The organism is Microvirga sp. VF16 (assembly GCF_016864375.1).
Classification (GTDB): Bacteria; Pseudomonadota; Alphaproteobacteria; order Rhizobiales; family Beijerinckiaceae; genus Microvirga.
Genome location: NZ_CP069355.1, coordinates 1,259,841 through 1,286,038 on the forward strand (window position 1 = coordinate 1,259,841; position 26,198 = coordinate 1,286,038).

General features: G+C 62.1%; 25 protein-coding genes and 3 pseudogenes. 15 read left to right on the plus strand and 13 right to left on the minus strand.

Translation table 11 applies throughout. From position 1 onward, the window contains the following. The first annotated feature begins 7 nt into the window (after positions 1 to 7). Positions 8 to 1,345, plus strand: a complete 1,338-nt coding sequence (locus JO965_RS31490; protein ID WP_203444812.1) for a lysine N(6)-hydroxylase/L-ornithine N(5)-oxygenase family protein — start codon at positions 8 to 10, stop codon at positions 1,343 to 1,345. A 119-nt stretch (positions 1,346 to 1,464) separates the two neighbouring features. After that, positions 1,465 to 2,892: an MATE family efflux transporter gene (locus tag JO965_RS31495; protein ID WP_203444813.1), complete on the plus strand. Its 1,428-nt coding sequence runs from the start codon at positions 1,465 to 1,467 to the stop codon at positions 2,890 to 2,892. Positions 2,893 to 2,906: 14 nt separating this feature from the next. Here the strand turns inward: JO965_RS31495 and JO965_RS48360 are convergent, their stop codons facing one another. The 6 genes and pseudogenes from JO965_RS48360 to JO965_RS31525 form a co-directional block, all read right to left on the minus strand. Then, positions 2,907 to 2,993, minus strand: a complete 87-nt coding sequence (locus tag JO965_RS48360) for a (2Fe-2S)-binding protein (protein WP_246777072.1) — start codon at positions 2,991 to 2,993, stop codon at positions 2,907 to 2,909. Next, positions 2,991 to 3,632, minus strand: a pseudogene (gene fhuF, locus JO965_RS48365) (siderophore-iron reductase FhuF); the annotation flags it as partial. The pseudogene fhuF and the gene JO965_RS48360, both read right to left, overlap by 3 nt. A gap of 4 nt (positions 3,633 to 3,636) precedes the next feature. Further along, positions 3,637 to 5,628 (minus strand): Fe(3+)-hydroxamate ABC transporter permease FhuB, encoded by a 1,992-nt coding sequence (fhuB, locus tag JO965_RS31510; RefSeq protein WP_203444816.1) that lies wholly within the window; start codon positions 5,626 to 5,628, stop codon positions 3,637 to 3,639. Then, positions 5,625 to 6,506, minus strand: coding sequence for an ABC transporter substrate-binding protein (locus tag JO965_RS31515; protein WP_203444817.1), 882 nt, complete (start codon positions 6,504 to 6,506; stop codon positions 5,625 to 5,627). The genes fhuB and JO965_RS31515 overlap by 4 nt, the downstream gene beginning before the upstream one ends. Positions 6,507 to 6,881: 375 nt before the next feature. Further along, entirely contained in the window at positions 6,882 to 7,226 is a 345-nt protein-coding gene (locus JO965_RS31520; protein WP_203444818.1) for a hypothetical protein, read from the minus strand. Between the two features lie 56 nt (positions 7,227 to 7,282). Next, complete coding sequence (locus JO965_RS31525; protein ID WP_203444819.1) at positions 7,283 to 7,789, minus strand: sigma-70 family RNA polymerase sigma factor; 507 nt, start codon at positions 7,787 to 7,789, stop codon at positions 7,283 to 7,285. Positions 7,790 to 8,532: 743 nt separating this feature from the next. Between JO965_RS31525 and JO965_RS31530 the strand changes: the two genes are divergently transcribed. Next, positions 8,533 to 8,718: a hypothetical protein gene (locus tag JO965_RS31530; protein ID WP_203444820.1), complete on the plus strand. Its 186-nt coding sequence runs from the start codon at positions 8,533 to 8,535 to the stop codon at positions 8,716 to 8,718. A gap of 306 nt (positions 8,719 to 9,024) precedes the next feature. On the opposite strand, the gene JO965_RS31535 is transcribed toward JO965_RS31530, so the two are convergent. Then, a complete protein-coding gene (locus JO965_RS31535) occupies positions 9,025 to 9,204 on the minus strand; it encodes a hypothetical protein (protein ID WP_203444821.1) in 180 nt (59 codons plus the stop codon). A gap of 1,576 nt (positions 9,205 to 10,780) precedes the next feature. Between JO965_RS31535 and JO965_RS31540 the strand changes: the two genes are divergently transcribed. The 3 genes from JO965_RS31540 to JO965_RS31550 all read left to right on the plus strand — a co-directional run bounded on the left by JO965_RS31540 (position 10,781) and on the right by JO965_RS31550 (position 12,148). Continuing rightward, positions 10,781 to 11,119 (plus strand): integration host factor subunit alpha, encoded by a 339-nt coding sequence (locus JO965_RS31540; protein ID WP_203444822.1) that lies wholly within the window; start codon positions 10,781 to 10,783, stop codon positions 11,117 to 11,119. 252 nt (positions 11,120 to 11,371) lie between these two features. Further along, a complete protein-coding gene (locus JO965_RS49645; RefSeq protein WP_203444823.1) occupies positions 11,372 to 11,797 on the plus strand; it encodes a PilZ domain-containing protein in 426 nt (141 codons plus the stop codon). Positions 11,798 to 11,800: 3 nt separating this feature from the next. Next, positions 11,801 to 12,148: a hypothetical protein gene (locus tag JO965_RS31550; protein ID WP_203444824.1), complete on the plus strand. Its 348-nt coding sequence runs from the start codon at positions 11,801 to 11,803 to the stop codon at positions 12,146 to 12,148. A gap of 118 nt (positions 12,149 to 12,266) precedes the next feature. Here the strand turns inward: JO965_RS31550 and JO965_RS31555 are convergent, their stop codons facing one another. After that, the gene (locus tag JO965_RS31555; RefSeq protein ID WP_203444825.1) at positions 12,267 to 13,412 is read right to left on the minus strand and encodes a diguanylate cyclase; all 1,146 of its coding nucleotides are present in this window, start codon (positions 13,410 to 13,412) and stop codon (positions 12,267 to 12,269) included. 355 nt (positions 13,413 to 13,767) lie between these two features. Next, positions 13,768 to 14,019: a hypothetical protein gene (locus tag JO965_RS31560; RefSeq protein WP_203444826.1), complete on the minus strand. Its 252-nt coding sequence runs from the start codon at positions 14,017 to 14,019 to the stop codon at positions 13,768 to 13,770. Between the two features lie 144 nt (positions 14,020 to 14,163). Here JO965_RS31560 and JO965_RS31565 point away from each other — a divergent pair, with 144 nt between their 5' ends. The 3 genes and pseudogenes from JO965_RS31565 to JO965_RS31575 all read left to right on the plus strand — a co-directional run bounded on the left by JO965_RS31565 (position 14,164) and on the right by JO965_RS31575 (position 15,580). After that, positions 14,164 to 14,325 (plus strand): hypothetical protein, encoded by a 162-nt coding sequence (locus JO965_RS31565; RefSeq protein ID WP_203444827.1) that lies wholly within the window; start codon positions 14,164 to 14,166, stop codon positions 14,323 to 14,325. Between the two features lie 25 nt (positions 14,326 to 14,350). Further along, positions 14,351 to 15,028, plus strand: coding sequence for a GTP cyclohydrolase I (gene folE, locus JO965_RS31570; RefSeq protein WP_203444828.1), 678 nt, complete (start codon positions 14,351 to 14,353; stop codon positions 15,026 to 15,028). 54 nt (positions 15,029 to 15,082) lie between these two features. Beyond that, positions 15,083 to 15,580, plus strand: a pseudogene (locus tag JO965_RS31575) (PACE efflux transporter). A gap of 82 nt (positions 15,581 to 15,662) precedes the next feature. On the opposite strand, the gene JO965_RS31580 reads toward JO965_RS31575, so the two are convergent. The 3 genes from JO965_RS31580 to JO965_RS31590 form a co-directional block, all read right to left on the minus strand. After that, complete coding sequence (locus JO965_RS31580; RefSeq protein WP_203444829.1) at positions 15,663 to 16,049, minus strand: 6-carboxytetrahydropterin synthase; 387 nt, start codon at positions 16,047 to 16,049, stop codon at positions 15,663 to 15,665. A gap of 203 nt (positions 16,050 to 16,252) precedes the next feature. Next, positions 16,253 to 18,190, minus strand: a complete 1,938-nt coding sequence (locus JO965_RS31585) for a bifunctional diguanylate cyclase/phosphodiesterase (protein WP_203444830.1) — start codon at positions 18,188 to 18,190, stop codon at positions 16,253 to 16,255. Positions 18,191 to 19,249: 1,059 nt separating this feature from the next. Beyond that, complete coding sequence (locus JO965_RS31590) at positions 19,250 to 19,819, minus strand: TetR/AcrR family transcriptional regulator (protein ID WP_203444831.1); 570 nt, start codon at positions 19,817 to 19,819, stop codon at positions 19,250 to 19,252. A gap of 124 nt (positions 19,820 to 19,943) precedes the next feature. Between JO965_RS31590 and JO965_RS31595 the strand changes: the two genes are divergently transcribed. From JO965_RS31595 to ugpC, 6 genes are all read left to right on the plus strand, one after another. After that, on the plus strand, positions 19,944 to 20,831 hold the full coding sequence (locus tag JO965_RS31595; RefSeq protein ID WP_203444832.1) for a metallophosphoesterase: 888 nt from the start codon (positions 19,944 to 19,946) through the stop codon (positions 20,829 to 20,831). A gap of 23 nt (positions 20,832 to 20,854) precedes the next feature. Continuing rightward, positions 20,855 to 22,159 carry an ABC transporter substrate-binding protein gene (locus tag JO965_RS31600; RefSeq protein ID WP_203444833.1) on the plus strand — a complete coding sequence of 435 codons (1,305 nt, stop codon included), beginning with the start codon at positions 20,855 to 20,857 and terminating at the stop codon, positions 22,157 to 22,159. An 81-nt stretch (positions 22,160 to 22,240) separates the two neighbouring features. Then, on the plus strand, positions 22,241 to 23,185 hold the full coding sequence (locus JO965_RS31605; RefSeq protein ID WP_203444834.1) for a carbohydrate ABC transporter permease: 945 nt from the start codon (positions 22,241 to 22,243) through the stop codon (positions 23,183 to 23,185). Then, on the plus strand, positions 23,175 to 24,056 hold the full coding sequence (locus JO965_RS31610) for a carbohydrate ABC transporter permease (protein ID WP_203444835.1): 882 nt from the start codon (positions 23,175 to 23,177) through the stop codon (positions 24,054 to 24,056). Before JO965_RS31605 ends, JO965_RS31610 begins: the two co-directional genes overlap by 11 nt. Continuing rightward, complete coding sequence (locus tag JO965_RS31615; RefSeq protein WP_203444836.1) at positions 24,056 to 24,793, plus strand: tyrosine-protein phosphatase; 738 nt, start codon at positions 24,056 to 24,058, stop codon at positions 24,791 to 24,793. Before JO965_RS31610 ends, JO965_RS31615 begins: the two co-directional genes overlap by 1 nt. 1 nt (position 24,794) lies before the next feature. Continuing rightward, positions 24,795 to 25,901, plus strand: a complete 1,107-nt coding sequence (ugpC, locus tag JO965_RS31620; protein WP_203444837.1) for a sn-glycerol-3-phosphate ABC transporter ATP-binding protein UgpC — start codon at positions 24,795 to 24,797, stop codon at positions 25,899 to 25,901. Between the two features lie 26 nt (positions 25,902 to 25,927). Here the strand turns inward: ugpC and JO965_RS31625 are convergent. Beyond that, positions 25,928 to 26,173: pseudogene (locus tag JO965_RS31625) on the minus strand (tyrosine-type recombinase/integrase); the annotation flags it as partial. Positions 26,174 to 26,198: the final 25 nt, after the last annotated feature.

A 26,198-nucleotide genomic window follows, 5' to 3' on the forward strand; every position in this document is an offset into this window, starting at 1 on the left:
GAGAGCCATGACCCTGACTGCTGTCATCCGCGAGGAGAGCCTTCGATCCCAGCCGGCCCACGATGTGGTCGGCATCGGCTTCGGGCCGTCGAACCTGGCCTTGGCCATCGCGCTCGAAGAGGCGCGGCGCTCGGTCAGGCCAGGGCTGGACGTGCATTTCATCGAACGGCAGCCGCGCTTCGCCTGGCATCCCGGCATGTTGCTGCCCGACAGCGACATGCAGATTTCGTTCCTCAAGGACCTCGTCTCGCTGCGCGATCCCACGAGCCCCTTCACCTTCGTCAATTATCTCCACCGCAAAAACCGGCTGCAGAGCTTCATCAACCAGAAGACGTTCTTTCCGAGCCGGATCGAGTTCAACGACTACCTCGGCTGGGCGGCCGCGCACTTCGCCGACCGGTGCAGCTATGGCCAGGAGGTCGTGGCGGTGGAACCCGAAAGCCGCGGCCGCGATGTGACCCGGCTGCGCGTGATCAGCCGCCATGCCCAGGGCCGCGAGCAGACCCGCCTCGCCCACAGCCTGGTGCTCGCGGTCGGTGGCGTGCCGCATGTGCCGGAGGTGTTCACGCCGCTCGGACGGCATGAGCGGCTGGTGCATTCGTCCCGTTATCTGCCGGCGCTGGAGCAACTGGACCTCCAGCAAGGGCGACCGCGTCTCGCCGTGGTCGGCGCCGGCCAGAGCGCGGTCGAGGTGATGCTCGACCTGCATGGGCGTGTGCCTGGCGCCACGATCGATCTCGTCTATCGTGGCCTTGCGCTCAAACCCTCCGACGACAGCCCGTTCGTCAACGAGATCTTCGACACCGCCTTTACCGACTTCATGTTCAGCCAGGCGAGCGAGGACCGACGCGAGCTGATCGCCGCGTTCCGCAACACCAATTATGCCGTGGTCGATTCCGACCTCCTGCAACGGCTCTATACGCTGCTCTACCGCCAGCGCGTTGCCGGCCATGGCCCGATCGCCTTGCTCGGCAGCCGGGAAATCACGGCGGCCTCGTCCGACGGCGCAGGCCTGGTCCTCGATCTCGCTGAGCGTCGCGGCGGTAGTGTCGAGCGCCGCAGGTATGACGTGGTCTTCCTCGCCACCGGCTACCGCCGCGATGAGGTGCCAAGCGTGTTGAACGGCCTGGAATCCTATCTCGCCCGCGGCGGCGTCGACCGCAATTATCGGCTCGGCACCGCGGGCTTGCGGCCGGCGATCTTTTTGCAGGGCTGCTCGGAAGCGAGCCACGGGCTCAGCGACACGCTGCTCTCGGTGGCCGCGGCGCGCGCCACGGAGATCGCCGACGCTCTGCTCGCTCACCTGGCCCAGCCCTGTCGCGAGGGATCGTCGAGCGCGGCGTAGGGCCTTGGCGCGCCGCACCTGCCGCCGTCGCCTCCTCACGAGCAGGGGAGGATCGCGCCTCCCGGCGGCGCAGACCAAAATCCGCCGTCTTAGCGTCACACTCAAAGAGCAATCAGCCCATGGCCGCCTCCGCCGTCGATCTCGCCGATCCCGACCTGCCGCGGCTGATCCTGCGGCTCGCGCTGCCGTCGGTGATCGGGTTGTCGATCAATGCCCTGCATCACGTCGCCAATGCCGCCTTCGTCGGCCTGTTGGGCCCGCCGGCGGTGGCGGCGATGAGCGTGGTGTTCCCGCTGGTGGTGCTGCTGGCGGCGATCGGCGAGGGCATCGGCATCGGCGCGGCCTCCTGCATCTCGCGCGCGCTCGGCGCCGGCAAGGTCTCGCTGGCCAGCCGCGCCGCCGGCATGGGCTTCCTGACGGCCGCGGTCCTTGGCGTGCCGGCCACCGTGCTGCTGCTGGCCGGGCTCGATCCGCTCCTGACCGCCTTCGGTGCCAGTGTCAGCACCTTGCCCCTGGCGCGCGGCTATGGCGGGCTGATCATCGCCGGCTATACGACGATGATGTGCCACATCCTCTGCGATCTCGTGGCCATCGCGGAAGGTCGTACCCGCTTCAGCATGCTGGTGCTGCTGATCTCCTTCGCGGTGAATATCGCGCTCGATCCGGTGTTCATCTTCCTGTTCGACTGGGGCGTGACCGGCGCGGCCGTCGCGACGCTGGCCGGGCAGGCGGTGGCACTCGGCATCTATGGCTGGGATTTCGCCCAACGCCGCGGCACGCTGCGGATCGGCCTGCGTCTGCTGCGACCCGTGCCGGCCCTGCTCCGCGAGATCGCGGCCGTCGGCCTGCCGGCGAGCCTGGCGAGCGTGCTCTCGGCGGTCGCCTTCGCGCTGATCTATCGCGCTGCCGGCGCCCACGGCGACGCGGCGGTGGCGGGCGTCGGCATCGCCTTGCGACTGTTGACCGGCGGATCGCTGCCGGTGATTGGCTTCTGCCTCGGTGCCCAGCCGATCTTCGGCTTCGGCTGGGGGGCAGGCGCCTATGCGCGTTTGCTGCGGGCGATCCAACTCACCGTGGTCTTCGCCTCACTGTTCACCGGCGGCTTTGCCGGACTGATGCTCGCCTTCAGCCACGAGGTGGTGGCGCTGTTCACCACCGATGCCGGCGTGCGCGGCGTGGCGGCGCGGGCGCTGATGGCCTTCACCATCGGTTTCGCCTTGTTCGGTGTGCAGATGGTGCTGGTGACGCTGCTGCAAGCGACCGGCCGGGCTCGGCTGGCGGCTTTTCTCAGCCTCGCCCCGCAGGGCCTGGTCCTGATTCCGGCGCTTCTCATCCTGCCACGCCGGTTCGGCCTCGACGGCCTGCTCGCCAGTCAGGTGCTGGCCTCCGGGCTCACCAGTGTGCTGGTGGTCGTTGTGATGACCCGTATGGTCGGCGAACTGCGCCGTCGCGCGGCTGAAGATTGTCTCGCACGTGCGGGATCTCCCGCACGTTCCCCCGATGACGAGAGGATGCTTGACCCCGGCCGTTTCCCCGCTGCTCCGTGAGAGCGGTCAAACGCTCACCGCTCGACCCATTTGACATTGGGGCAGCCGGAGCAGGCCGCGACGCCGGGGAGCCGGTGACGCAGGCAGCAGACCCGCCGCATCCGCTGGACCGCCTCCGGCTCACCGACATAGCGCACGGGATCATAGAGCCGGTTGCGCCAGCCGTCGGGCCATTGGCGGCAGCGCAAGAGCTCATAGCCCTGGTCGCGCCGGCCGTCCGGCAGGCCGGGGATGCGCATCATGTCGCCGACGATCCATTCGATCAGGTGCCCGGCATTGCCTCAGGGTACCCGCGGCGACAGGCCGCCATGCGTCGCGACCGCCTCGCACAACGGCGCGAGATGATGGCGCACGAGTCCCTCGAAGCGGTCGACCATGTCGGCCGGCGATGACACTTCGCCTTCGTGCGACAGCAGCAGCGCAGCCGGCTGGGCATCCTCGTTGAGCACGAGCGCCGTCTCCTCGAGTCGCAGCGGCAGCCGGTGATCACCGATGAGGCTCGCCAGCATCACCGGCGGCAGCACGACGCCGAGGTACCATTGCGACCACATCGACACCAGCGGCCGGCGGTCGGCGCCCGGATAGTGATGGGCGCCGAAGGCATCAACGATCTCGTCGAAACGGGCGCGATCGAGCAAGTCGGCACCGGGAATGACGCGGCGGCCGGCGGCATCGAGCGTCAGCGTGTGGCCGAACGGAGCGAACACGCCGTGAAAGACCGGGCGCAGCGCTTCAATCATGGTTCTATCGCCGCCTTGCCAGCTGGATGATCAGGGCCGGTCCGCCGACGAGGGCGGCGACCAGCCCGGCGGGCGCCTGCCGCGGCAAGAGCATGGTGCGGCCGAGCCAGTCGGCGGCGGTCATGAGCAGGGCGCCGAGCAGGGCCGCGCCGAGGATCTGCGGCAGGGCGCGGCGCAGGCCGAGCATCTTGGCCAGATGCGGAGCGATGAGGCCGACGAAGCTCAGCGGGCCGACGACGGTCGCCGCGCCCGCCGTCAGACCCGCGGCGACGAGAAGCACGTGGCGTCGCGCACGCCTCAGATCGAGGCCGAGTGCCTGGGCGGCCGGACCGCCGAGAGGCAGAAGGTCGAGCGGCCGCGCCATCAGCCCGCTCAGAGCGGTCCCGACGAGGCCGAGGATCGCGGCGCCGGCCGCCTCGGCCGTGGTCACGCGATAGGTCGAGCCGGTCATCCAGCCGAGCAGCATCTGCGCGCGCTGGTCGCCGCTGGCGATCAGGGCCGAGACCAGGGCATCGCAGAGCGATCCGAGCGCGATGCCAACGAGCACCATGCGCTCGGGCGTGAATCCGCCGCGCCTGGCGACGCTGAGCACGGCGAGGGTGGCCAGGAGCGCCCCGGCGCCGGAGGCCATGAGTTGTGCCGGGCGGCCGGCATCTGCGACGAGGACGGCGAGTGCCGCCGCGCCCAGCATGGCGCCGGCGCTGGTGCCGAGCACCTCGGGGCTCGCCATGCCGTTGTCGGTGAGGCGCTGCAACACCACGCCGGCCACCGCGAGCATCGCCCCGGCGACCAGAGCCGCGGCGAGGCGCGGTCCGCGCCAGGGCAGCACTGGCGCGAGATCCTCGCCGAGGCTGATGGTCCAGCCGCTCGGCCCTGGCGCCGCGACCAGGGCGATGGCGATGGTCGCCATCAGGCCGAGACACAGCAGCATCAGCACGCGCCAGGTGGGACAGGGCCGGCGCGTGACGGCCGGCGCCTCCCTGCGCGGGGGCGTCGGCAGCATGGTCAGGCGCGGCAGCATGAAAAGCAGCAGCGGGGCGCCGAACAGGGCCGTGACCGCGCCGGTCGGCACGAATTCGCCGGAGGAATCGACGGCATGCCGGGCGAGACCGTCGGCCAGCCAGAGCAGTCCGCCCCCGATCGGCGGCGCCCAGATCAGCCGGTCGCGCAGCCGCCGCGCGCCGGCGAGCCGGGCGAGCGTCGGCGCGACGAGCCCGATGAAACCGATTACGCCGACCTCGGCGACCACGCTCGCGGGCAACGCCACCGCCAGCGCCAGCCCGGCGATGCGGATGCGGCCGGACGCGACGCCGAGCGATGCCGCCATGTCGCCATCGAGGTCGAGCAGGGTGAGGGGGCGTATCATCATGAAGGCCGCTGTGAAGCCGAACACCAGCGCAAGGCCGATGGTGTTCGGCGCGGACCAGTCCTGCAGGCTGAGCGAGCCGCCGCCCCAGATGAACAGGCCGGTGAGATAATGCTCGTTGAACAACACCAGGATGGCGCCGAGCGCGCCCGCATAGAGCCCGATCACCAGCCCGGCGAGCACCAGCGTGGTGGGCGCGAAGGCGTTGCGCCAGGCGATCAGGCAGGCGCCTGCCAGCGTGGCAGCCCCGCCTGCAAAGGCGACCAGCATCGGGAATCCCGCCGCCAGGACCGGCGTCCACAAGGTTCCGGCGGCGAGCGCCAGTCTGGCGCCGGCCTCGATGCCGAGGGTGGTCGGCGAGGCGAGCGGATTGCGCAGCACCTGCTGCATCAGGACGCCGGCGAGCGCCAGGGCGGCCCCGGCGAGGAGCGCCGTGACGAGGCGTGGCAGCAGGCTGTAGAAGACGACGAGCTGGCGCATGTCGTTCGGATCGGGCGACAGCAGCGCTGTCGACCAGGAGGCAGCCGGCAGCAGCCGCGCCAGGTCGAGCAGGCTCGCCGTGGCGGCGGCGCCCAGAAGCGCCAGCACCAGCACGGCGGGATGACAGCGCAGGCGGTCGCTGACACTCATGCGCGCGATCCAGCTGCGGCGAGGGCCGTCCCCAGCACGCGGGCGAAGCGCGCCGCCGCCGGCAGGGTGCCGAACATCAGCACCGGCGGCAGCACGGCGGCGGCGCCACGCCGGACCAGCGGCAAATGCCGCCACAGCGGCCCTTCGGCAATGGTGCGGCGCGCCTCCTGCGGCACCGGTTCGAGATAGAAGAGCCGCGCCTGCAGCGTCCCCGCCAAGGCCTCGACGCCAAGCGTGGCGAACCCCCAGACATTGGTCCCGCCGCTCCAGGCATTTTGGAGCCCCAGACGATCGAGCACGTCCTGGAACAGGCCGTGCCGGCCGTAAACGCGCAGATGGCGGCGATCGATGAAATTGGCGATGTAGAGCGGCGGCTGCGGCATCCGGATCGCGGCGGCTACGGCGGCGATCCGGCTGCGCGTTTCCGCGATGAGGCGTTCCGCTGCCGTGGCGCGATCCGACCACTCTCCGATCAGCCGCGCCGCCTGTTCCGAACGGTGATAGGGGCTGCCGTCCGGAGCGTAGATCGGCACGGCGAGAAAGGGCGCGATGCGTTCGAGCTGCGGTCGCAGGAGTTCGTGCTCGGGAATGCCGACGATCAGGTCCGGGCGCAGCGCCGCCATCAGCTCGAAGTTCGGCTCAACCCGCAGGCCGATGTCGGTGATGTCCGGCGGCAGGGCGGGTTCGACGACCCAATCGGCATAGGGCGCGGCCTCGGGCAAGCCGACCGGGGCGATGCCGAGCGCCAGCAAGGTTTCGGCGAGGCCCCAGTCGAGGGAGATCACCCGCGGCTGGCCGGGTGCCGCACGCAGGCCGGTCGCGACGATGCCGGCGAGGGCCCCGCCGATCAGCCCGCGTCGGGAGACGCGCGGCTTCACAGCGCCATTCCGATCGGCGAACCGCCTTGGGGATGCGGCCGCCCCGCCAGCGGCGGGCCAGAGATCGCCTCCAGCGTCTCGGGACGCACGACGGCCGCCGGTCTCTCCGCGTCAGCAGCCGGCCGCCGCGTCGCGCCGCGATCCCGTCGGGCGGGGGGCATTTGCTGGGCCAAGGCCGGCGCAACCGTCAACGCCAAGAGGGCGGTCGACGCTTGCCAGGCTTTGCCTGGAGGCTGCCGTCCGGCAGGTTTCGATCCCCGTTCACACCACGCCATCGTCATCATCATCTCGTTTCGTCGCAAGGCCGGGCGACTGTGATCCTTGCGGTTCACCGCACCGGCATCGGTGGAAAGACGAACGTGGCGCGCTCTTTTTTCAGCGCGGGAGAGGAATCTTTCGCTTGCGCGTCAGGACCGGCTTCGGCGCGGCCGGGATTGCGGATTGAGATGGAATGCTTTCCGGACCCCCGGATGGTTCGGTCGTTTGGGGCGCGAGCGCGCCGGTGAGGCGCCAGACCTTTTCCGCGTGCCGGTAGGCCTGGACATGGGCAGGGCACTCGGCGATCCAGGCGTCGCGCACAGCGGTAACCGCCTGATCGCCCGGCGCCGCCTGCACGGCCATGATGAGGTCGAACGCCGTTTCCAACAGCCGCTCGTCACCGGGTGCCTGTTCGCCCATACCGCGCCATTCCTGTCCGGACGCAAGACATGCGCCACTCACGTCTTCTTGTCTAGAGACGTTCTGAACAGCCGCTTTATTCAGGGGCTATGACGAGGTCAATCCACGGGCCGATCAAGCCGGCGGGCGCAGTGCAGCAGAGCCTCGCGCACCAGCCGGTGTACGCCGGCGACGGAGAGGCCCAACGCGTCGGCGATGGCTTGCAGGGTCAGGCCATCGAAGCGATACATCTCGAATGCCTTGCAGGTCCGCTCCGGCAAGTCTGCCAAGGCCGCAGCGACCTGACGCAATTCGTCGCGATGCACCACGATGTCTTCAGGTTCAGCAGTCATCTGCGGCGCGACCCCGATGCGGTTGAATTCATCCAGCACGCGGGCGTCGAGCGCGCCGCGCCGCAGGTCGTCGAGCGCGAGGTTGCGGACGATGCGGCGCAGATAAGCAAGCGGTTGTCGAATGGGATCGGAAGACAGGTTCGCGAACCGCAGATAGGCATCCTGCACCACGTCCTCGGCCCGCGCCCGGCAACCGGTGATGCGCACGGCGTAATGGACCAGTGCTTCTCGATTTTGAAGGAACAAGTCGAGATTGGCTGAGGGATGGCTCACTCTGTCGTCCACCGCGCAGAGGGTCTGAGATCGGGGTACCTATCATGAGAAATTCGTCGCCATCAACCCAACAATACACGGGAGTGATATATTTTTATTGTTCTAAGTTCCGATTCTTCGGAAGAATTAGACCGCTTTGACCAGAACTACTTTTGAGCTGTTCCAGGGAAAAACTTTCAGGTGTGTCACGTCCGCCTTGCCCTCGCGCCGGCAACTCTCCCGGAACCGACCGATTACCTCGAACTGGAATGCCAGGTGGTGCCCATCGCAATCGACTTCGTCTGGTTGGTACCGTCGGGTTGTGCGCCCGAGCCACGCCCACTGAAAGCGATGTCCTGAAGGTCTCCGGGTCTTCCATCGCAGTGGGGAAGGGCGCTGAGGTGACTACGGAAGGAGCATGAGGTTGTGTGAAGCATTTGATTGGTAGGCCAAGATCCGCGAGGAGTGGACCACAGCTGCCACTATCTGTTTGTTCTGATCACTCCCTCGTTGCGATGGACTTGCACCATCTCCTCCTTGCCCGTCTGAAGGCGCACGTTCTGCCCCACACATGATCGAAACTGATGGGCGCCCGAGCAAATCATCAGCGAGAATAAGAACTCGCCTTGCGCCCATGCGCAAAATCGGGAATGTAGCCTGTGGCCTGCCGTCCTGACCAGGCTCGACACTCGATGGCAATGTTACGGCGGGGCTGTGGCGCTATGCGATGCTTCTTTCATCTGGTGAGTACGCACGACCAGATCTTGGACGACAGCGGGCTCGAGGTCGCAGACCTGGGTGCAATGCATGAGCAAATTGCGCGGGCAATCCATAAAATTCGCCAGGACGATCATCACAATGAGGAGGATTGGCGCGACTGGCAGCTCAATGTAGTCGATGAAGCCGGGAACCTTCTCGTCACAATCCCGCTTGGCACGCAACCAGCCTGACACGCATCTACGCGGGGCGGGACGGCAGTCGTCTATCGCTGGCTCGCTTAGAGGAACGAGGGCTCAGCCGCGCCAGAATCACCTTGGTATATGCTGAAACCTGTTCGGCTTGTGTGGTCTCCTGTGAGGCTTGAGCGCTACTTCCTCCTTTGTCCTTCTTGCCATCGGTCATTGCCGGCTTTCTCTGCATATCGGTGGTCAGTATTGTTCGGTGTCTAACTTAACCTACACCATCGCCCTACAGGAGCTAACTTTAGTCGAGCGAGAGGTTTCGTCGCTGAGGCTAGAGCAGTGAATAGGGCACTGTCAGCGACCGATACCCGCATTGAGGAAGAGATAAGCAACCATTACCGCACCGCCGACGACGAGAACAACAGCGACAATCAGAATGGGCCAGCCAATTCGGGTTTCCCGAGCCAAGCGCTCGTTCACCTCGTGTCGCTTCTGATCGAGTGCCACATCCGCCTCATTGTGTCCGTAGATCATCGCTGCCCCATCAGAGATGGCGCGCACCGGCAAGGTCCGACAGGTGCACACTTGTTTCCAATGTTAAGACCATCACAGGCGGCGTGGCCAGTGCCCTAAGGGGGAGAATGGTGCGGCAGTCCGTCATGCCGAGGGAGTATTATAGCCTGAAGAGGCCCTCACTTGTCTCAAGTCACTTGTCTCAAGAGCGACATCGAATGCGGGTACTCTGCTCCAGCGGCTCAGACCGTACACACTCCAATCGACTTGGCCCCTCACATTGCGCTTGCGTGAGGGGCTTTTTCGATGGTGTCCTCCTTCGGCTCGCGGATGCGAAGCGGGAGGAGGGTCGAGCACGCCGACGGAAGTTCGCGAAGCAAGCCTGACGGCAATCGATTAGATCAGATCAGAGATTGCCGAATCAATGAGCCGACCTGATCCAAGCGTCAGCAGCGGGTAAGATTTAGCCCCGCTGTGTGTTCGACTTCCCAGGCTTAAGATCTGGCTCGTCGGGTATGGAGTTGATCAACGTCCCAAAGGCAACAAGATTCATCCCGGCTGCCTCAAGCATCTTAGCCAGGGTCTCCGTGGAGGGCCAACGCTCCCGACTGGCACGGCATACTCGCTTTGATTTGTTGAAGGTGGTCGGATCCAAGGCTGCCTTTCTTGCGAGGCCTGAGATGGACAGCCCGGATTGCTCTGCCACGAGATCAATGGCTTGCCAAAGCTTCTTATGCGTGAGCATTGCCCTCATCCAAACGCAGCGGCCTATGAAGAGCGAAAATGGCCAATGGCAGAGTTCCGGAATCTGTTCAAGGCCGAGGCAGATCGCCGGAGGCAGGTCTGTTTGTACACTGTCCCTCCTTAGAGATAGCAGCCACAACTTTCCGCATGGCGCGATCTTTCGCGAAGGCCCGCGATGCGGCTGGTCGGATGCACGGCAGTGTCATCGCTCCAACGGTCAGTCATGGTCCATTCCGTGCTGCAAGACTCGACTTCCATGAGCGCCGACATCAACTCTAAACATGACTTCCAGATGGGCGGAGAGAGGGCCCTTATTCTGCGAGAGCTTCTAACGCGACCATGAGTCTGGGTTCAAGGGTTAAGTCTTCTCTTTTCATCGCGTGATAGAGATTGTTTTTGCTGTCCTTGGCTCGCAGACAGTCAGCGTGTTCTATTGGGCCAATTGCGGCGTGCGAAGGAACAAGCAATTCGGAATAGAGCCGGATGGCACACACTCTCTCAGCCCGTGACAGAAAGCAGTGTTGGGAGATCATGTGACTGACCTTTTGAAGACGTCGTCCCGCTCAAGTGCAAGAGCTGGGAGATTACGCAGGCGGGAGCAACCGTCCAGGCGAACCAGGACACCTGCGCTCTGTGTCCTCCCGGTCACAGATTCGGTTCGCTTGGAAAAATATAATTTCGTAATCGATTACATCAGCGACACGGGATTTCACTCGAGAGCGATTAGCAGTAGGAAATCTTTGCGGCCCGCATCCCCTTGCACCTATGCGGCGTCGCGCCTCTGAGAAGGCTATTCCTCCCAAACTCGGGCTGCTGGCAACAACAGCCCTTTTCTTCGAGTAAGGCTGTCCCGATGACCGGCAAGAGTGTCACGCGCGCAGACCTCGCTGAGGCTGTGTGCCAGCAGGCTCCCGTCACCAAAGACTACGCGTCAGATCTGGTGAATCAGGTCCTGGAGGCGATTTGCACCACTCTCGAACAAGGCGAGACCGTGAAGCTTTCGTCGTTCGGAGTGTTCACCGTGCGCCGGAAGGGTCAGCGCATCGGCCGCAATCCCAAGACAAACCTCGAAGTGCCCATTGAGCCGCGCCAAGTCATCGCATTCAACGCCTCGTCTCGTCTCAAGGCACACATGAACCGCGCTTCCTCCCTGTTATCGGGTTCTGACTTCATGACACTGAGGGTTGGGTAGAGTGACCCGCGCGAAAAGGGAGTTGGAACCGGAGCAGAATTTGAGCGTCTCAAGTGGCGCCCTCTATGGCTGCATGATTGGCAGAGCCCTTACAGGCTTCCACCCAATTCAATCCACCCTCGCCAGCGATGTCCCGAAAGGCGTTTTCACGCATCCAGTTTTCGAATTGATCGCCGGAAGCTTAGGCGGCGCAATTCTACTCGCAGTCACCACAGCTCTCCGAAATCGACTCAGTCGGAGGCGCTAGCTACAATGACGAGAGAGGACGAACGCCGCCGGCATCGTCAGTGGCCATGTGATTACAGGGCTAACGCTTTACTCAAAGGCCAATCTCTGTCCATAGTATGTACTGTGGTAGATATATCGGCGCGCGGTGCTCGTATCCGGTTCGCGGCCGCCGTCGCACTTCCACCCGACTTCGTGTTGGTGATTCCCAGCCTCACCCTGCGTGTCGATGCCCGTGTGGTGTCGAGCAGAGGTCAGCACCACAGCGTCAGGTTCACCTGGCGCATGGATGGGCCCCTTAATGCCCAAGCCATGACGCCGCGCAGCCTGCAAAAAACCCTGGAAGCAGAAAGTGTGATGTTCATTCCTGAGAATGGCAGCCGACCGGGCGTGAAATTGCCACGCGATCGACCGCCAGCCATCCGAATGCAGAAAAAGAAGGGGGAACGTTAGCCTATGTCCGTCACGTCCATGCCCAAGGTGATCCGCTACGACATCCTAGAGACATTCGAAGAGGTCGACGGCCTGCACCTGTCCCTTGTGAAAGCGGACGGCGTGGAAGACGGGTTTTTACACGGCCCACCCTGCCTCCATCTGCTGCTGAATGTTCCCGATGGAGCTTGTGAGCGGGTTTTCACCGTGCAAGCTGGCTATGAGGATCTAGCCAGGGCGATAGGACAGGGAATGACACTGGCCCTGTCGATGGCACGGGCCGAATGGGAAAGCTCGGCACCCGCGCCGCGATCTCGGAGTAAATGTGTCGTGATCCCGTTCCCTGTGAAATGTGAGGACGTGTCCACATGACCATCAGTGCTGCATTCTTTGCCCGCACCTGTGGAAAGAGGTAGAAAGTGAGCGAGTGAGAGGGTCACGGATCATTGCGAGTATCGTCAGCCCAACAGAGCTTCCGCGCCACCCGCAATTACCCGATGTTCACATTTGACGGTGCTGAGACAACTGCATTCCGACCCTGAGCCTTGGCTCGGTACAGAGCGGTGTCGGCATGGCGGAGCAGGTCTCTAACGGTTGATGTTGCACTGGTGGCACAACCGACACTGACGGTCACATCCACACGCTGGCCGCGAACAATCTTCGCAACAGATTCAAACGAATGCCGGATTTGCTCGGCCAGTCTCCCAGCGTCGTCTCCGGAAAGAGGAACGATTGCGCCGAACTCCTCTCCCCCCAACCGGCCATAGGCACCCTCTGAAAGATGGTCGGACAAAATAGAGCCGAAGATTTCCAACACATGGTCTCCCACCTCATGCCCATATGTATCGTTGATCTGCTTGAAGTTGTCCAAATCAAAGAGCAGACAACTGGTGGGCGCACAGCGTTGCCGTGTAATCAGCACTGTAGCATCTTCGAGAAAGGCTCTGCGGTTTGGGATCTTGGTAAGCGGATCGGTCAGAGCGGCCCGCTTGTATTGATGCTCCAGTTGTTCTTTCGCCATGGACAGAAAGACGAACGCTACGGTCGGCATGAACGTCGCAATTCCGATTGCCATCGCACCGGACCATGGGGGGACAGGGCCAGCGATCCAAAAAGACTGGGCGAGCGAGAACCCAAGCAGTCCTCGCAGTGTGTTAAAGCCAACCAATCCAATCAGGAGAATGATCGCAGCGACTTGCGACGCCAGTCGATGACGTGCATGCCACCAAAGCTCCCAGGCCGACATCAGCGCGTAACCAGCGCAGATTGCGGATGTAAGGACCAATCTCGTTGTTGAACTGTCAGAGATGAAAGGGAATGCCACCCACCACAGGACCATGCCTACCAATAGTGATGGTAGACTTATCGGTCGAGCATTGAACGTCTGGCAGCCTCCGTAGAGGACGCTATAGGCGGCGATCAAGACACTGTTGGCAATAAGTAAAGTGGCGAGGGTCAGTGTACCCCGCGCAACAACCATGAGGCCCATGCCCATAAGGACGAGAAAGAACGCAAGTCCCCACCAAGCCAGTGCTTTGACCTGTCGATTGAGCGCCCAGGCAAAGAAAAGCAGTGCCGTGAGAATGGCTGTGTTCAGAACGAACACAACACCAAGAGTTGGGAAGTCGAGCTGCATTAATCATCCGAAGCAGTTGAGCTTCGCTTCAAGGGGCGGCGGCCCAAGGTGCAGAGCAGAACGGCTCTGTTCTGGAGAACGGCCGGACGCTAGTGGGTCGCCAGCAGAGGCGTTATACGAACGTCGGAAATCGTGCAAGATCATGTCGCAAATGAAATCGATTACATTCACTTTATTGCGCGATGGGCCGCTGCGTCTGGATAAGAAAAAGGACGCTATTTCCAGCGGCCCGAAAACTCGCGAGGACAACGCCCAACAAGAGTGATGCGCTGCACACAGCAGCGCAGTGAGATCTTTCCATCTTGTACCTGAGTTGAATGACAGCATGCCCCCCGACATCTATGCGGTTTGCGCATCACGCGAGTAAGCAGCAGGTTATCGATCGCAGATCACCATCTTCATCTCGGCTCACCTGCTGGACTGTGCGGGGACTTGCCTGCTGGCCTATGCGTCCGAGTTCAATCTGGAAGAGTAGCGCAATGCGTTCGTCAAGCGAGCCATGGAGAACGCGCTGCCCGGACCAGTCGCGCATCACCAGCGTCTGATCCGCCGCGAACTCGGTCGCCTGCAGAGCCGACCCATGATAATCGCCCGCTTCCTTCGGCACACAGACCTCTCTGTTGCAGGCCTATCCAAAAGACTATTGCTACAGTAGCAATAATATTCAACGGTGCTCTCGGTCAATTTGCCATAAGAGACAATCTTCTCAGAGCTCGTCAGAGCTGGTAACGGTATGGATGGGGGCACGACCATGAAAACCTACGAGCTTGAGAAGCAGCGCAAGCTGGATGGCCTTCGGGCCCAGCGGGCGCGTCATGAAAAGGCAATCTGTATCACCCTTATGATCGTTATGATCTTAGCTGGACTGGCAATTGCGTGGTTCATGAATCATCTCTTTAGTCAGTCGATATAAGCAACCGGTAACTTTGCAGGGGCCCATGATGAACTTCCATGCTCACCCGCTTAATCTCGCACGCCTGTGCAACGAGGCGCTTGACACTCCCATGACCGAGGTCGAGCGCGAGATGATGATCGCCGCGGCCGCCCGGAAGCTGGAGGAGTTGTTCGACATCCTGCGCATTGATCATCAGAACGACCACAACACCCGCGAGACGCCGCAACGGGTGGCCAAGATGTACGTCGAGGAACTCCTGGAGGGCCGCTATACCGCCCCGCCCAAGATCACCGAGTTCGACAATGCCCAGGCCTATGATCAGCTGATCGTCACGGGTCCACTTGAGGTGCGCTCCATGTGTGCGCATCACATGATGCCGATCTATGGCGCGGCTACCATCGGCATCCTACCTGCTGCTGACGGCAAGATCATCGGCCTGTCCAAGTACGACCGGATCGTGGCGTACTTTGCCGCGCGGCTGCAGATCCAGGAGGAGCTCGTCAAGCAGATCGGCCAATACATCATGGACATGACCGCACCGCGGGGGCTGGCAGTGCGCATCAGCGCCGTGCACATGTGCAAGACCCACCGCGGCGTGCGCGCCAGTCACCGCAGCCGCATGATCAACCCCTACTACTGGGGCGAGATGGCCGATAGTGCTGACCTCAAGCGGGAGTTCCTGCAGGAATGCGCCGCCCTCAATCGGACATGTTCAGCGTAGGCCCGACGCACCTACGTGGCCCAGCTCGCCCCCTTCTCTTGAGGCTTTTCGATCATGCGCTCGCCTTGGGATCGCCTGCGCCACGCCATCAGCTTTGAGCTCGGCGGCCTTGTTCTGATCTCACCACTCGGTGCGTGGGCCTTCAGCATGCCGGTGGCAGATATCACCGTGGTGAGGATTGCCTGTGCGATCATCACAACCCTGTGGACATATCTCTATAATTTAGCGTTCGATTCCATCCTGCAGCGCCTAACCGGTGGAAGTGACAAAAGCATTCCCGTTCGTGTCCTGCACGCTGTCCTGTTTGAGGCCGGGCTATTGGCCATGCTGACGCCGCTCTTGGCCTAGTACCTCAGCATCAGCTTGGTCCATGCCTTTCTCATGGATGTGGCATTCGCCCTCGTCTTCATCGTCTACGCCTTCGTGTTCACTTGGGTCTATGATTGTGTTTTTCCTGGACCTGCGGCGCAACATTCGGCGAGGCCCCAGCCAAGCTCTTCGGGGAATGCGCCAAGTTGGATCGCAGGACGGATGAAGGGGCGCCCCGCCTGAGAAGGCATGACGGACTTCACGCCATCGGACAGCCCTGTTAAGTGCACTAAGCGGCTCTTTCGCAGGCGAAAGATGACAGTCCTCAGGCCGCGCGGCTGGCTTTGCTCGCAGCTTCACCACGATAGATGCAGCCTTCCGTCGAGCCGGGCATGCCGCGCTTGAGCTCGACCTCTTCGAGGTTCGGGAAACGCGCCTTCACCAGCCGCCAGATATAGGTGGTGACGTTCTCGAGAGAGGCGATGCCGATCTCGGGATTGAGATCGAGATTGCCGTGATCGAGGCCCGATCCGTGCTCGCCCTTGATTTCCTTGATGTAGTTCTCGACGTCATAGAGATTGACCGGCCAGCCATAGATCTCGTCGACGGCTCCACCGAAGGTGAGTTTGGCGATGAAGGTATGTCCATGCAGCCCGGAATAGGGAGCCACCGAGTGCGCGGCTTCGAACGTAAACTCGCAATATGTCTTCATTGATCGTGCCCCTGACCGTTATCTCTTTCGCGTGAACAGAGTTCTGAACACCATAGGTCCTGAGCTGGACACACCATCTCCAGGACAAGCTATCTTATCGCGTCGCTCGCGCTGCATCCAAGAGCGAGTTGGCGTTTTGGCCCGGCGCAGCGTGCAGTCTCAGAGAAGATGCACGGCTTGCAGCCGACATCGTCATCCTTCGGTTAGCCTGACGGTGCCGATAACGCTGGGTCCAGGGAATAGACCAGTTCATGGGCCGGCCTGGGACGTCCGAAGTAGTAGCCCTGGGCCTCCGTGTAGCCCGCCGTCTGGACCTGGAGGAATTGCTCCTTTGTCTCGATGCCCTCGGCAACAGTGGACATGCCAAGGCCAGCGCCAAGACTTGCGATCGATCGTACGATCGTCATCGCATCACGTCGTGATGAGAGATCCCGCACAAAAGACCGGTCAACCTTGATCCGGTCAAACGGAAAACTGCGGAGATAGCTGAGCGATGAATAACCTATGCCAAAATCATCAATGGCAATCTGCACTCCCAGCCGGCGCAGCTCATGCAGCGCCGCCATGGTCGCCTCGGTCTCATCGAGCAGCGACGTCTCGGTGAGCTCCAGTTCAAGCCGCCCTGGAGCAAGCCCCGTACTCTGCAGCGCATTGCGCACGCTTTGCACAAGGGTTCCGCTGCGGAACTGAACCGGAGAGACATTGACGGCAACCTTGATGTCCCGCGGCCATTTGACAGCTTTAGCGCAAGCCGCCCGTATGACCCACTCGCCAAGCGGTGAAATCAACCCAATGTCCTCAGCGACCGGAATGTACTCTGCCGGCGAGACCTTGCTCCATTTGGGGTGGCGCCAACGCAGAAGAGCCTCGAAGCCGTTGATCTCATTGAGCTGGATATTGACCTGGGGCTGGAAGAACAGCTCGAACTCGTCGTTTGCCAGAGCCGTGCGCAAGTCGATCTCAAGCGACCGGCGTGCATCCAATTGCGCTTCCATGCTCGGTTCAAACGAGCAAAACAGGCCGCGCCCCTGGGATTTAGCCGCGTAGAGGGCGAGGTCTGCGCGTTTCAGCATCTGGTCGGACGATACAATGTCTGCCTCAACTGCAGCGATGCCGATGCTGGCTCCTATGACGATCTCACGCCCGTCAACGGAGTAGGGGGCGCTCAACTGCTCCACAATGTGCCTCGCGAGGGCCATACACGGTTCAAGCCCGCCCGGAACCTCCTGGAGGATGGCAAACTCGTCACCACCAAGACGAGCGACGGTGTCGCTATCGCGTAGGCAGTTCCGAAGGCGATCAGCGACGATTTTCAAAAGCGCATCGCCGATCTCGTGACCTAATGTATCGTTGACGCTCTTGAACCGATCAAGATCCAAGCACAGGACAGCAAATCGAAGGCCCTCTTGCCGCCACCTGCCGAGATGCGTCTCCAGTTGCTCCTGGAAAAGCACGCGGTTCGCCAGCCCAGTCAGTGCATCGTGTCTGGCGGCATGGGTGAGATGACCGGTGAGAGCATGGAGATCCTTATGGGCTCGTTCCAGCAATTGATTATGCCGGCTGAAGAGGCCAATCAGAATCAGTCCAAGCAGGATCAGACCAAGCGATAGTCCCGAGAAGATCCAGTACAGGCGATTGAGCTCGTGCTGATCCTGGGCGATCCTCTCCCCTCCGCGGATCTGGGCGTAGGATGCGAGCTGCAGCAACCTTGGCTCCAGCGGCTCCAAGAGCTGAAGCGCCTGCTGGACGGAGCCAGGATGCTCGAGTTCTGCGATGAGAGGCTGGATTAAAACCAGTACCTCAGCGAGACGACGGAGGGTTGCCAGCTGATCGGCATCGTCCTGAATGATGCTGCGGAAGCGGCCCTCGATGAGGAGCTTGGCCCGGCTGATAAGGATCTCGAAGCGGAGCTCAACTTCGTCCTTATCGATGCCACGGCCCGGAACATTGAACGCATCCAGCCGACGCTCGAGGCGCATAAACTCGGAAACGGCCTGGCTGGCCTGCCAGGCCGGGTTATAGTGCGTGAGATCTCCCAGGAGCCTCTGACGTTCTGTAATCAGCACCGCGATATAAGCGCTCGCCAGGAGGAAGCAGACGGTAACGGCACCGAAAATCACTTTGAGCGTGCGCAGCGACACAGACACATCCTTAGGAGATTACGCGCCGATCCTATCTCGATGGATCATGACAGAACACTGTTAAGTATCTGTAGATATGCAAAACTGCGATGCTACCGGCTCGCCCGGCGAGCGCAATTTTTGTTTCATCATCGATACACCTCGAAACACTGGCCCTATCCGCCGTTATAAGGGCAACGCCAGCGCGATAGGGGTTAGAGAAATTCCCGCCCCGCCAGCGTCGGGGACCTCGCGAGTAGGGCAGTCCAGCGGACCAAGCCATGAGGCCCTAACATGAAATCAGCCGCTCACACCATCCCAGCGAAGGTTTTCTTTGGCTTAGGCCGGATCCCAAAATCTCTACCGCAGAATGGGCACGATCAAATGCGGCAAGCTCCTTAACCTGACGATGAATGTCTTATTCGGAGCAGAACTGTCGTGTACCCGACGGACGACATCGTTTTGGCAGGTACAGAGGCAACCCGGCCTTATGACATCTGCCCCTATGGGGCGGGCCTTAGAGCGTCCCTTCTGAACGATCCGCCCTTGCCACGGCAGATCGTGCAGGCAGCACTGATAGACGCTGTGTACGCCCCGGGAAAGTTGACCACAGCCGACGCAAGCCGCCGTGCGGCTTCGGAGCTGGGCGATAACGGTGATGAGCTCGGGATTAGGCAAGACCTGAACGACGCTCAGACCTGCAGGGATGAGGGGCAGCAGGCGCTTGCACATGACGGATCTCCCGAACAGAAATGCTGGCGATCATGTGTTGGGCAGTTCAGCCTGAAGCTGGAGGCAGCACGCAAAGTGCGGGGAACACCGCGGGAACTGGTTGCGATGAGCGAGCGTGATCTGCCGTGCATTGAGGATCTGTCGAAGGTTGTTGAGAGCCGCACGACGATCGTTTCGGAGGCTCATGTCCTGGCGCTGAGCCCCGGCAAGTCTGCCGATTGCTGGGGAGGTTGCGAGCCGCTTCGGCATGTGCCTAGAGGCCGCGGTAGGGCTCAAGCTTTGCGACATTGGCAAGCCATCTCGGTCGAGCGCACGATGCGGTGTTAGCAAAGTCTGAAGCACTCGCACTCACGCGGCGATCGCGCTCCAGCACATTTCCGCGATCGCGGCGCGCTCGGCCGGCAACAGCGTAGATCCATCGACGCGCCGCCATTTCAGCGTGTTGCGGATGCCCCCGCCAATGAAGCCGCCCATATCCGACACCGGTAGGTCGCGCAACACGCCCACCGCGCGGGCTTCCGTCACGAGGCGGGTGGTGTAGGCTGTGACGGGCGCGAACAATTTGCGCAGGTCCTCGGCCGGAATCAGCGGCACGTTGGAGAGGTATTCGAACAGGATGGCGCGGTCCGAGTCAGCCCATATGAAGGTGATGTAGTCGTCGATATAGCGGCGGATGCGCGCCTCGTGCGAAACATCCGGGCCGTGCTCGACCACCAGCGCGGCTAGCGCCTGCTCCGTCAGCCGGCCGTAGACACCACGGATCAGATCTTCCTTCGACTTGAAATAAAGATAGACCGTGCCGGTCGCGACACCGGCGACCTGGGCAATCTCCACCATCGAACATTGCAGCCCGTTCTTCACGATCAGGTTAGACGCGGCGGCCAGGATGCGCTCGCGCTTGTCGACGACGTGATCCAAAAGTCTCTCCCCACATGACTGAATGAACGTTCATTCAGTTGTCATGAACACGGATTACCTCCTCCCTTGTTCTCACGCAAGCCCCGCCCCTTACGGCAGGCGCGCCTCACAGGATCCGATGCTCATGTCCGCAACCCCGCTCACTTTCGTGCACATCACCGATCTTCATATCGGCCATCCGAATGTTCAGGACGATCATCTCTATTCCGATACCGAAGCAACGCTGCGGGCGATCCTTTCCGACATCAAGTCACTGCAGCCGGCTCCACGTTTCATCGTCGCCAGCGGCGACCTCACCAATCATGGCGAGCCGGAAGCCTATCAACGTTTGAAAACCATCATGGACGAGGCTGGTCTCGAGATGCCGGTGCTCTATACGCTCGGCAACCACGACAAGCGCGAGGGCTTTTATCCGGTGATGCTCGGCCGCACCGAGGAGACGGATGCGCCTTACGATCATGCTGCCGTCATCGATGGCATCCATGTCGTCATGATCGACTCAAGCAAGCCGTTCAAGATCGGTGGTCACTTCGAAGAGGGTCAGATCGACTGGCTTGCCGCCGAGCTGGACCGGCATCCGGACCTCCCGAAGCTCATTGTCATGCACCATGCACCAGCGCTGGATGAGGACGTTGCGCTTGAATGGGAGGCGCTGTCGATTGCCGATACACAGGCATTGCGCGACCTTCTCAAGGGGCGCGAGAACATCCTGGGCATCCTGTCCGGCCATATCCACTATGACCGGGTCAGCAACTGGTATGGAATCCCGGTGGTCGTCGGCATCGGCCAGCACGCGGCAACCGACGTGCGCTACCTGCATGAAGGTCTGCGGATGGTTTCCGGCGCATCCTTCGCCATCGGCACCGTCCGGCCTTCGGGGCTGACGATCTCCTTCGTGCCACAACCGGCCGAGCGCCGCGAGCTCAAGGTCCACACCTTCGCTGGCATGGCCGAGGTAATCCGCTTCTACGAGACGCAGGCGCAAGAAGCCGCTCTCGTCGCAGCCGAATGAATTCGCTCGATCGGAGCTCACCCATGAACCGCAAGACATTCCTCACCGGCTCGCTCGCTCTGCTTGCTGCCAGCGGCGTTCTTCCCGCCTTTGCCGGGGAGATCCCGGCCACCGTGCAAAAGCCGGTGACCATCAGCTACTACAACTACAATCTCGCTTCCGCCGGCAACGGCGCGGAAGCCACCAAGCGGATGATCGCCGCGTTCGAGAAGGCCAATCCGAACATCAAGGTCGAGGGTGTCGGCGCGAGCTCGGCCGACATTACGAGCCGCATCCAGGCTGACGTCGCGGCCGGCCGCATCCCAGACGTCGTGCAGATGGTCTTTTCCGACCTGAACTTCACAGTGGACAATCTCGGCGCGGTGGCACTCGAGGGCACCGTTCCGGAAGCCGAACTCAAGCAGCATTTCGAGGGGATCACGCCGAACGGTCTGCAGCTCGGTGTCATCAACGGCAAGACCTATGGTTTGGCTTATACCTTCTCCACGCCGGTGCTGTTCTACAATGCCAACCTGTTCAAGCAGGCCGGGCTTGACCCGGACAATCCGCCGAAGACCTGGGCCGAGGTAAAGCAGGCCGCCCTGGCCATTGTCGACAAGACCAAAGCCGAAGGGATTGCCACCGGGATCTTCGGCCCCTCGGCCGGTGATTGGCTGTTTCAAGGTGTGCTGCGCTCCAACAACGGCAGGCTGATGTCCGAGGATCGCAAGCAGCTTGCCTTTGCTCAGCCAGCGGCCGTGGAAGCGGTCGCGATGCTGCGCGACCTCTATGACAGTGGCGCCTACACCAATCTCGAATTGCAGGCGGCCATGGAAGGAATGGCGTCGGGCAATGTCGGCATGTATCTCCAGACCTCCGCAATCCAGGGCTTTCTGGTGAAGGGCGCGGAAGGCAAGTTCGACCTGCGCGCGACCACCATGCCGCGTTTTGGCGACAAGCCGCAGCGACCGAACAATTCGGGCAGCGCTCTGGTGATCCTGAGCCGCGACCCGCTGAAGCAACGCGCCGCCTGGGAGCTGATGAAGTTCATGACCTCGAAGGAGGCCTATACCGTCATCACCTCCGAGATCGGCTATCTGCCGCTGCGGACTGACATCGTCGACGATCCGAAGTATCTCGGCGACTGGGTCAAGAAGTATCCGCTGATCAAGCCGAACCTCGAGCAGCTCGCGATCCTGGAACGGTGGGAATCCTTCCCCGGCTCCAACTATCGGCAGATCCAGAAGATCATGATGGAAGGTGCCGAAATGGCCGTCTTCGGCGGCATGGATCCGGCGAGCGCCATGCAGGCGGCGCAGGACAATGCCCAGCCGCTGATGCCGAAGTAACAAGATGAAGCGCCGGCATCAGGCTCCTCGCCGAGCGAACCTGATGCCGGCCATCGGCCTTACCAGATCCGGAGAAAGTCAATGACAGACGCAGCGCTCAGCCAGCCGCTGCCGGCCCGCGCCCTCGCGGCCCCATCCCGGCGCGCCAACCTGCGGCACCTCGCGCCCTGGCTCTATCTCGCGCCGGCCGCGATCACCCTGATCATCTGGATCTACTGGCCGCTGATCGACGCGTTTCGCCTGAGCTTTTACGAGTGGAACATGCTGCCGACCTCCCCAATACGGTTCGTCGGCTGGCAGAACTATGCCAACATCTTCGCTTTGCCGAAATTCTGGCAGGCGCTGTCCAATACGCTGGTCTATGTCCTCGGCCTGCTGCCCATGGCCATCCTCATCCCGCTTGGCATTGCCATCTATACGCATGACCTGCCGGCGCGCTCGCGCAATGTCTACCGGGCAATCATCTTCGTGCCGATGATCATCGCCCCCGTGGTGGCTGCCGCAATCTGGCGCTGGCTGCTCGACCCCGGTCACGGCATGATCAACGAGGCGATCTCTCTGTTCGGTTACCGGCCGGTCCGCTTCCTGCAGGATCCTAAGGTGGCGATCTGGACGATCATCGGGCTCACCGGCTGGAAGCTGATCGGCTTCTCGACCCTGATCTTTTCGGCCGCCAACGCCAACATCAACCCATCACTGATCGAGGCTGCCCGTATGGACGGGGCCTCGCGCTGGCAAATCATCCGCGACATCCGCCTGCCATTGCTGCGCTCGACGATCCTATTCCTGACGCTGATGACAATCCTGCTCGGCGCGCAATGGAGCTTCTCCTACATCCATGTCCTGACCGGCGGCGGACCGCTCGGGGCAACCACCAACATCTTCTACATCCTCTGGGATTTCGGCTTCTCGACGATGTCGGTCGGCTGGAGCTCGGCCGCCGCCGTGATCCTTTTCCTCGGCTTCGGCGCCGTCGCCTTCGTTCTCTTCCGGCTGATGGACAGGTACTCGTTTCATGACAACTGAAACACTCTACGCTCCCGCCCGATCGCACGTCGCACCGCGCAAACGGGCGAGGGGCAAAACCGGAATCCGCTGGAACACCGCCGCCGGCCACGTCGTCATGGTTGTTCTGTCGATCTTTTGTCTGTTCCCGGTCTACTGGATGATCGTCTCGTCGTTTCGCCCGGCTAATGCGATCTTTGAGACGACGCTGTGGCCGAGCGCGGCCTCGCTGGACAACTATGTCCATGCCCTCAGGGCAATCCCGATCGGGACAATGCTCCTCAATACCTTCGTGGTGTCGGCCATTGTTACCGTCATACAGCTCTTCACCGGCCTGCTGGCCGCCTATGCCTTCGCACGCTGGCGCTTTCCGTTCGACAAGATCCTGTACACGCTGATTGCGCTGACGTGGCTCGTGCCGTTCCAAGTGGTGATGATCCCGAATTATCTGCTTGTCGCCAATCTCGGCCTGCTGGACAGTCTTTCCGCATTGATCCTGCCGCACTTTGCCGGCGCGCTGGCCGTGCTCATGCTGGCGCAGGCCATGCGCTCGTTCCCGGCCGAGATCATCGAGGCTGCCCGCATGGATGGCGCAAGAAGCTGGCGCATCCTGTGGGAGGTCATGGCGCCGAACCTGCGCGGCACCATCGCCTCGCTCGCGATCCTGCTCTTCATCTCGACCTGGAATGAGTATTTCTGGCCGCTGCTGCTCTCCCGCACCCCTGACAGCAGCGTGATCCAGATCGGCATCCAGATGTTCATGACCTCTGAGGGCACCGCTTGGGGACCGCTGATGGCTGCGTCCTCGCTGGCGAGCCTGCCGATCCTCCTCATCTACGTTGTCCTGCAGCGGCAGGTTATCCAGTCCTTCATGAAATCGGGAATTCGCTGATGCAACTCCAATTCGATCGACACGTTGCCGTTGCCGGCACCTTCAACATTCGTGATCTCGGCGGCTATGCCTTAGGGGAGGGGGAGACCCGCTGGCGGCGCCTGCTCCGCGCAGATGGCCTGCATCGGCTTGATGCCGCAGGCATGGCCATGCTCACCGACGAAGGCGTTCGGACTGTCATCGACCTACGCCGCGATCATGAACTGGAAAGCCATCCCAATCCGTTTCGTGACAATCCAAACGTTGCCTACCACAACGTCTCGCTCTTCGATGCTTTAGACCCGGCCGCGATGACAAGCGGCGACGTGTTGCTCGATCTCTACCTCGCGGCGCTCACCACCCGTCACGGCGCGATTGCGCAGGTCCTGACGCTGATCGCCGATGCGCCCGAGGGCATCGTGCTGTTTCATTGCACCGCAGGAAAGGACCGCACCGGCCTGATCGCGGCGCTGATGCTGGCTCTGGCCGGGGTTGAGGCGGCCGTGATCGTCGAGGATTACGCATTGACCGGCCCAATGATCGCGCCATTGCTTGAAACCTTTATTGCCGATGCGGTCGCACGCGGCACCGACATCGAGTCCTTCCGGCCGCTGCTGGCCTGTGAGCGGCAGACGATGGTCGCCACGCTCGCCTTCCTGATCGACAATCATGGCTCGGTCGAAGCCTACCTGAAGTCTATCGGACTCGACAACGATACCATCGGCCGCCTCCAGGCGCGGCTGACGGGGGAGGCTTGAGATGGCGCGGCTGACCCTATCCGGCCTCAAGAAGACATATGACGGCAAGCAGGTGCTGCACGGCGTCGATACCGAGATTTCCAATGGCGAGTTCGTCGTCATCGTCGGTCCATCCGGCTGCGGCAAGTCGACCTTGCTGCGCATGATCGCCGGGCTCGAAGAGGTGACCGAGGGTGAGATTGCGCTCGACGGGCGTCGCCTCAACGACCTCGAGCCGGCAGATCGCGGCTGCGCCATGGTGTTCCAGAACTACGCGCTCTATCCGCACATGACGGTTCGTCAGAACATGGCCTACCCATTGAAGATCGCCGGCGTGGCAAGGGAGGAGCGCGACCGCCGCGTCGCGGAGGTGGCAGCTATCCTCGATCTCTCCGATTATCTCGATCGCCGACCGGTGCAGCTGTCGGGCGGCCAGCGCCAGCGCGTTGCCATGGGCCGCGCGATCGTGCGCGAGCCGGGCGTCTTCCTCTTCGACGAGCCGCTGTCCAATCTCGATGCCAAACTGCGGGTCAGCATGCGCATCGAGATCAAACGCCTGCACAGGCGCCTCGGCGCGACGTCGATCTTCGTGACGCATGACCAAGTTGAGGCCATGACGATGGCCGATGTGCTGATCGTCATGAATGCTGGTGTGGTCGAGCAGATCGGCAGCCCGGTCGAGATTTATAACGAGCCATCCTCGACCTTCGTCGCAGGGTTCATGGGGGCACCGGCCATGAACCTGATGCCGTCGACCCTGAGGCAGGGTCGCGCCGTTCTCGACGCCGCGCCAGAGGCCATGCTCGATCTGCCCTTCCTCCAACCGGCGGATGGGCAGGCGCTGACACTCGGCATCCGGCCGGAAGACTTTGTTGTCTCGCACGATCCCGTCTCGGGTGGGCTGCCGGCGGCGGTTGAGCTGGTCGAGGAACTCGGCGGCAGTCGTGTTGCCCACTGTATGCTCGCAGAGCAGCAGTTGGCCGTCGTTCTGCCGAAGAGTTTCGATGTCATCGATGGCGGCGCGCTTTATCTGACGTTTCCTGAGAACGCCCTGCATGGCTTCGATGCCATTTCGGGCAAGCGCCTTGCCAACGCGGTCGCCGAAGGGTCCAGGCTCGTTCCAGCCTAAGCAAGCCTTGGGTAATCAATCCCGTCTCATAAAATCAGTACTCTATCACTCGAGTGATCGTCCTCATTGAGCGGATGGAGGTCACCGACCATCTGGTGGAGACGTGAGGTATCGAGGTGGGTGGTCTCGATGCCGGCGTGGTCGAGCAGCTCCTGCAGCACGCGCAAGTCGGTGCCGCCGGAATGCATATGGGTGGCAAAGGCATGCCGCCACACATGCGGCGACACGCGGTCCGCACTAGCCAGCCCTACGGCCACTGCCGCTTCCTTGATACCGAGCAGGACCACCTAATGATCT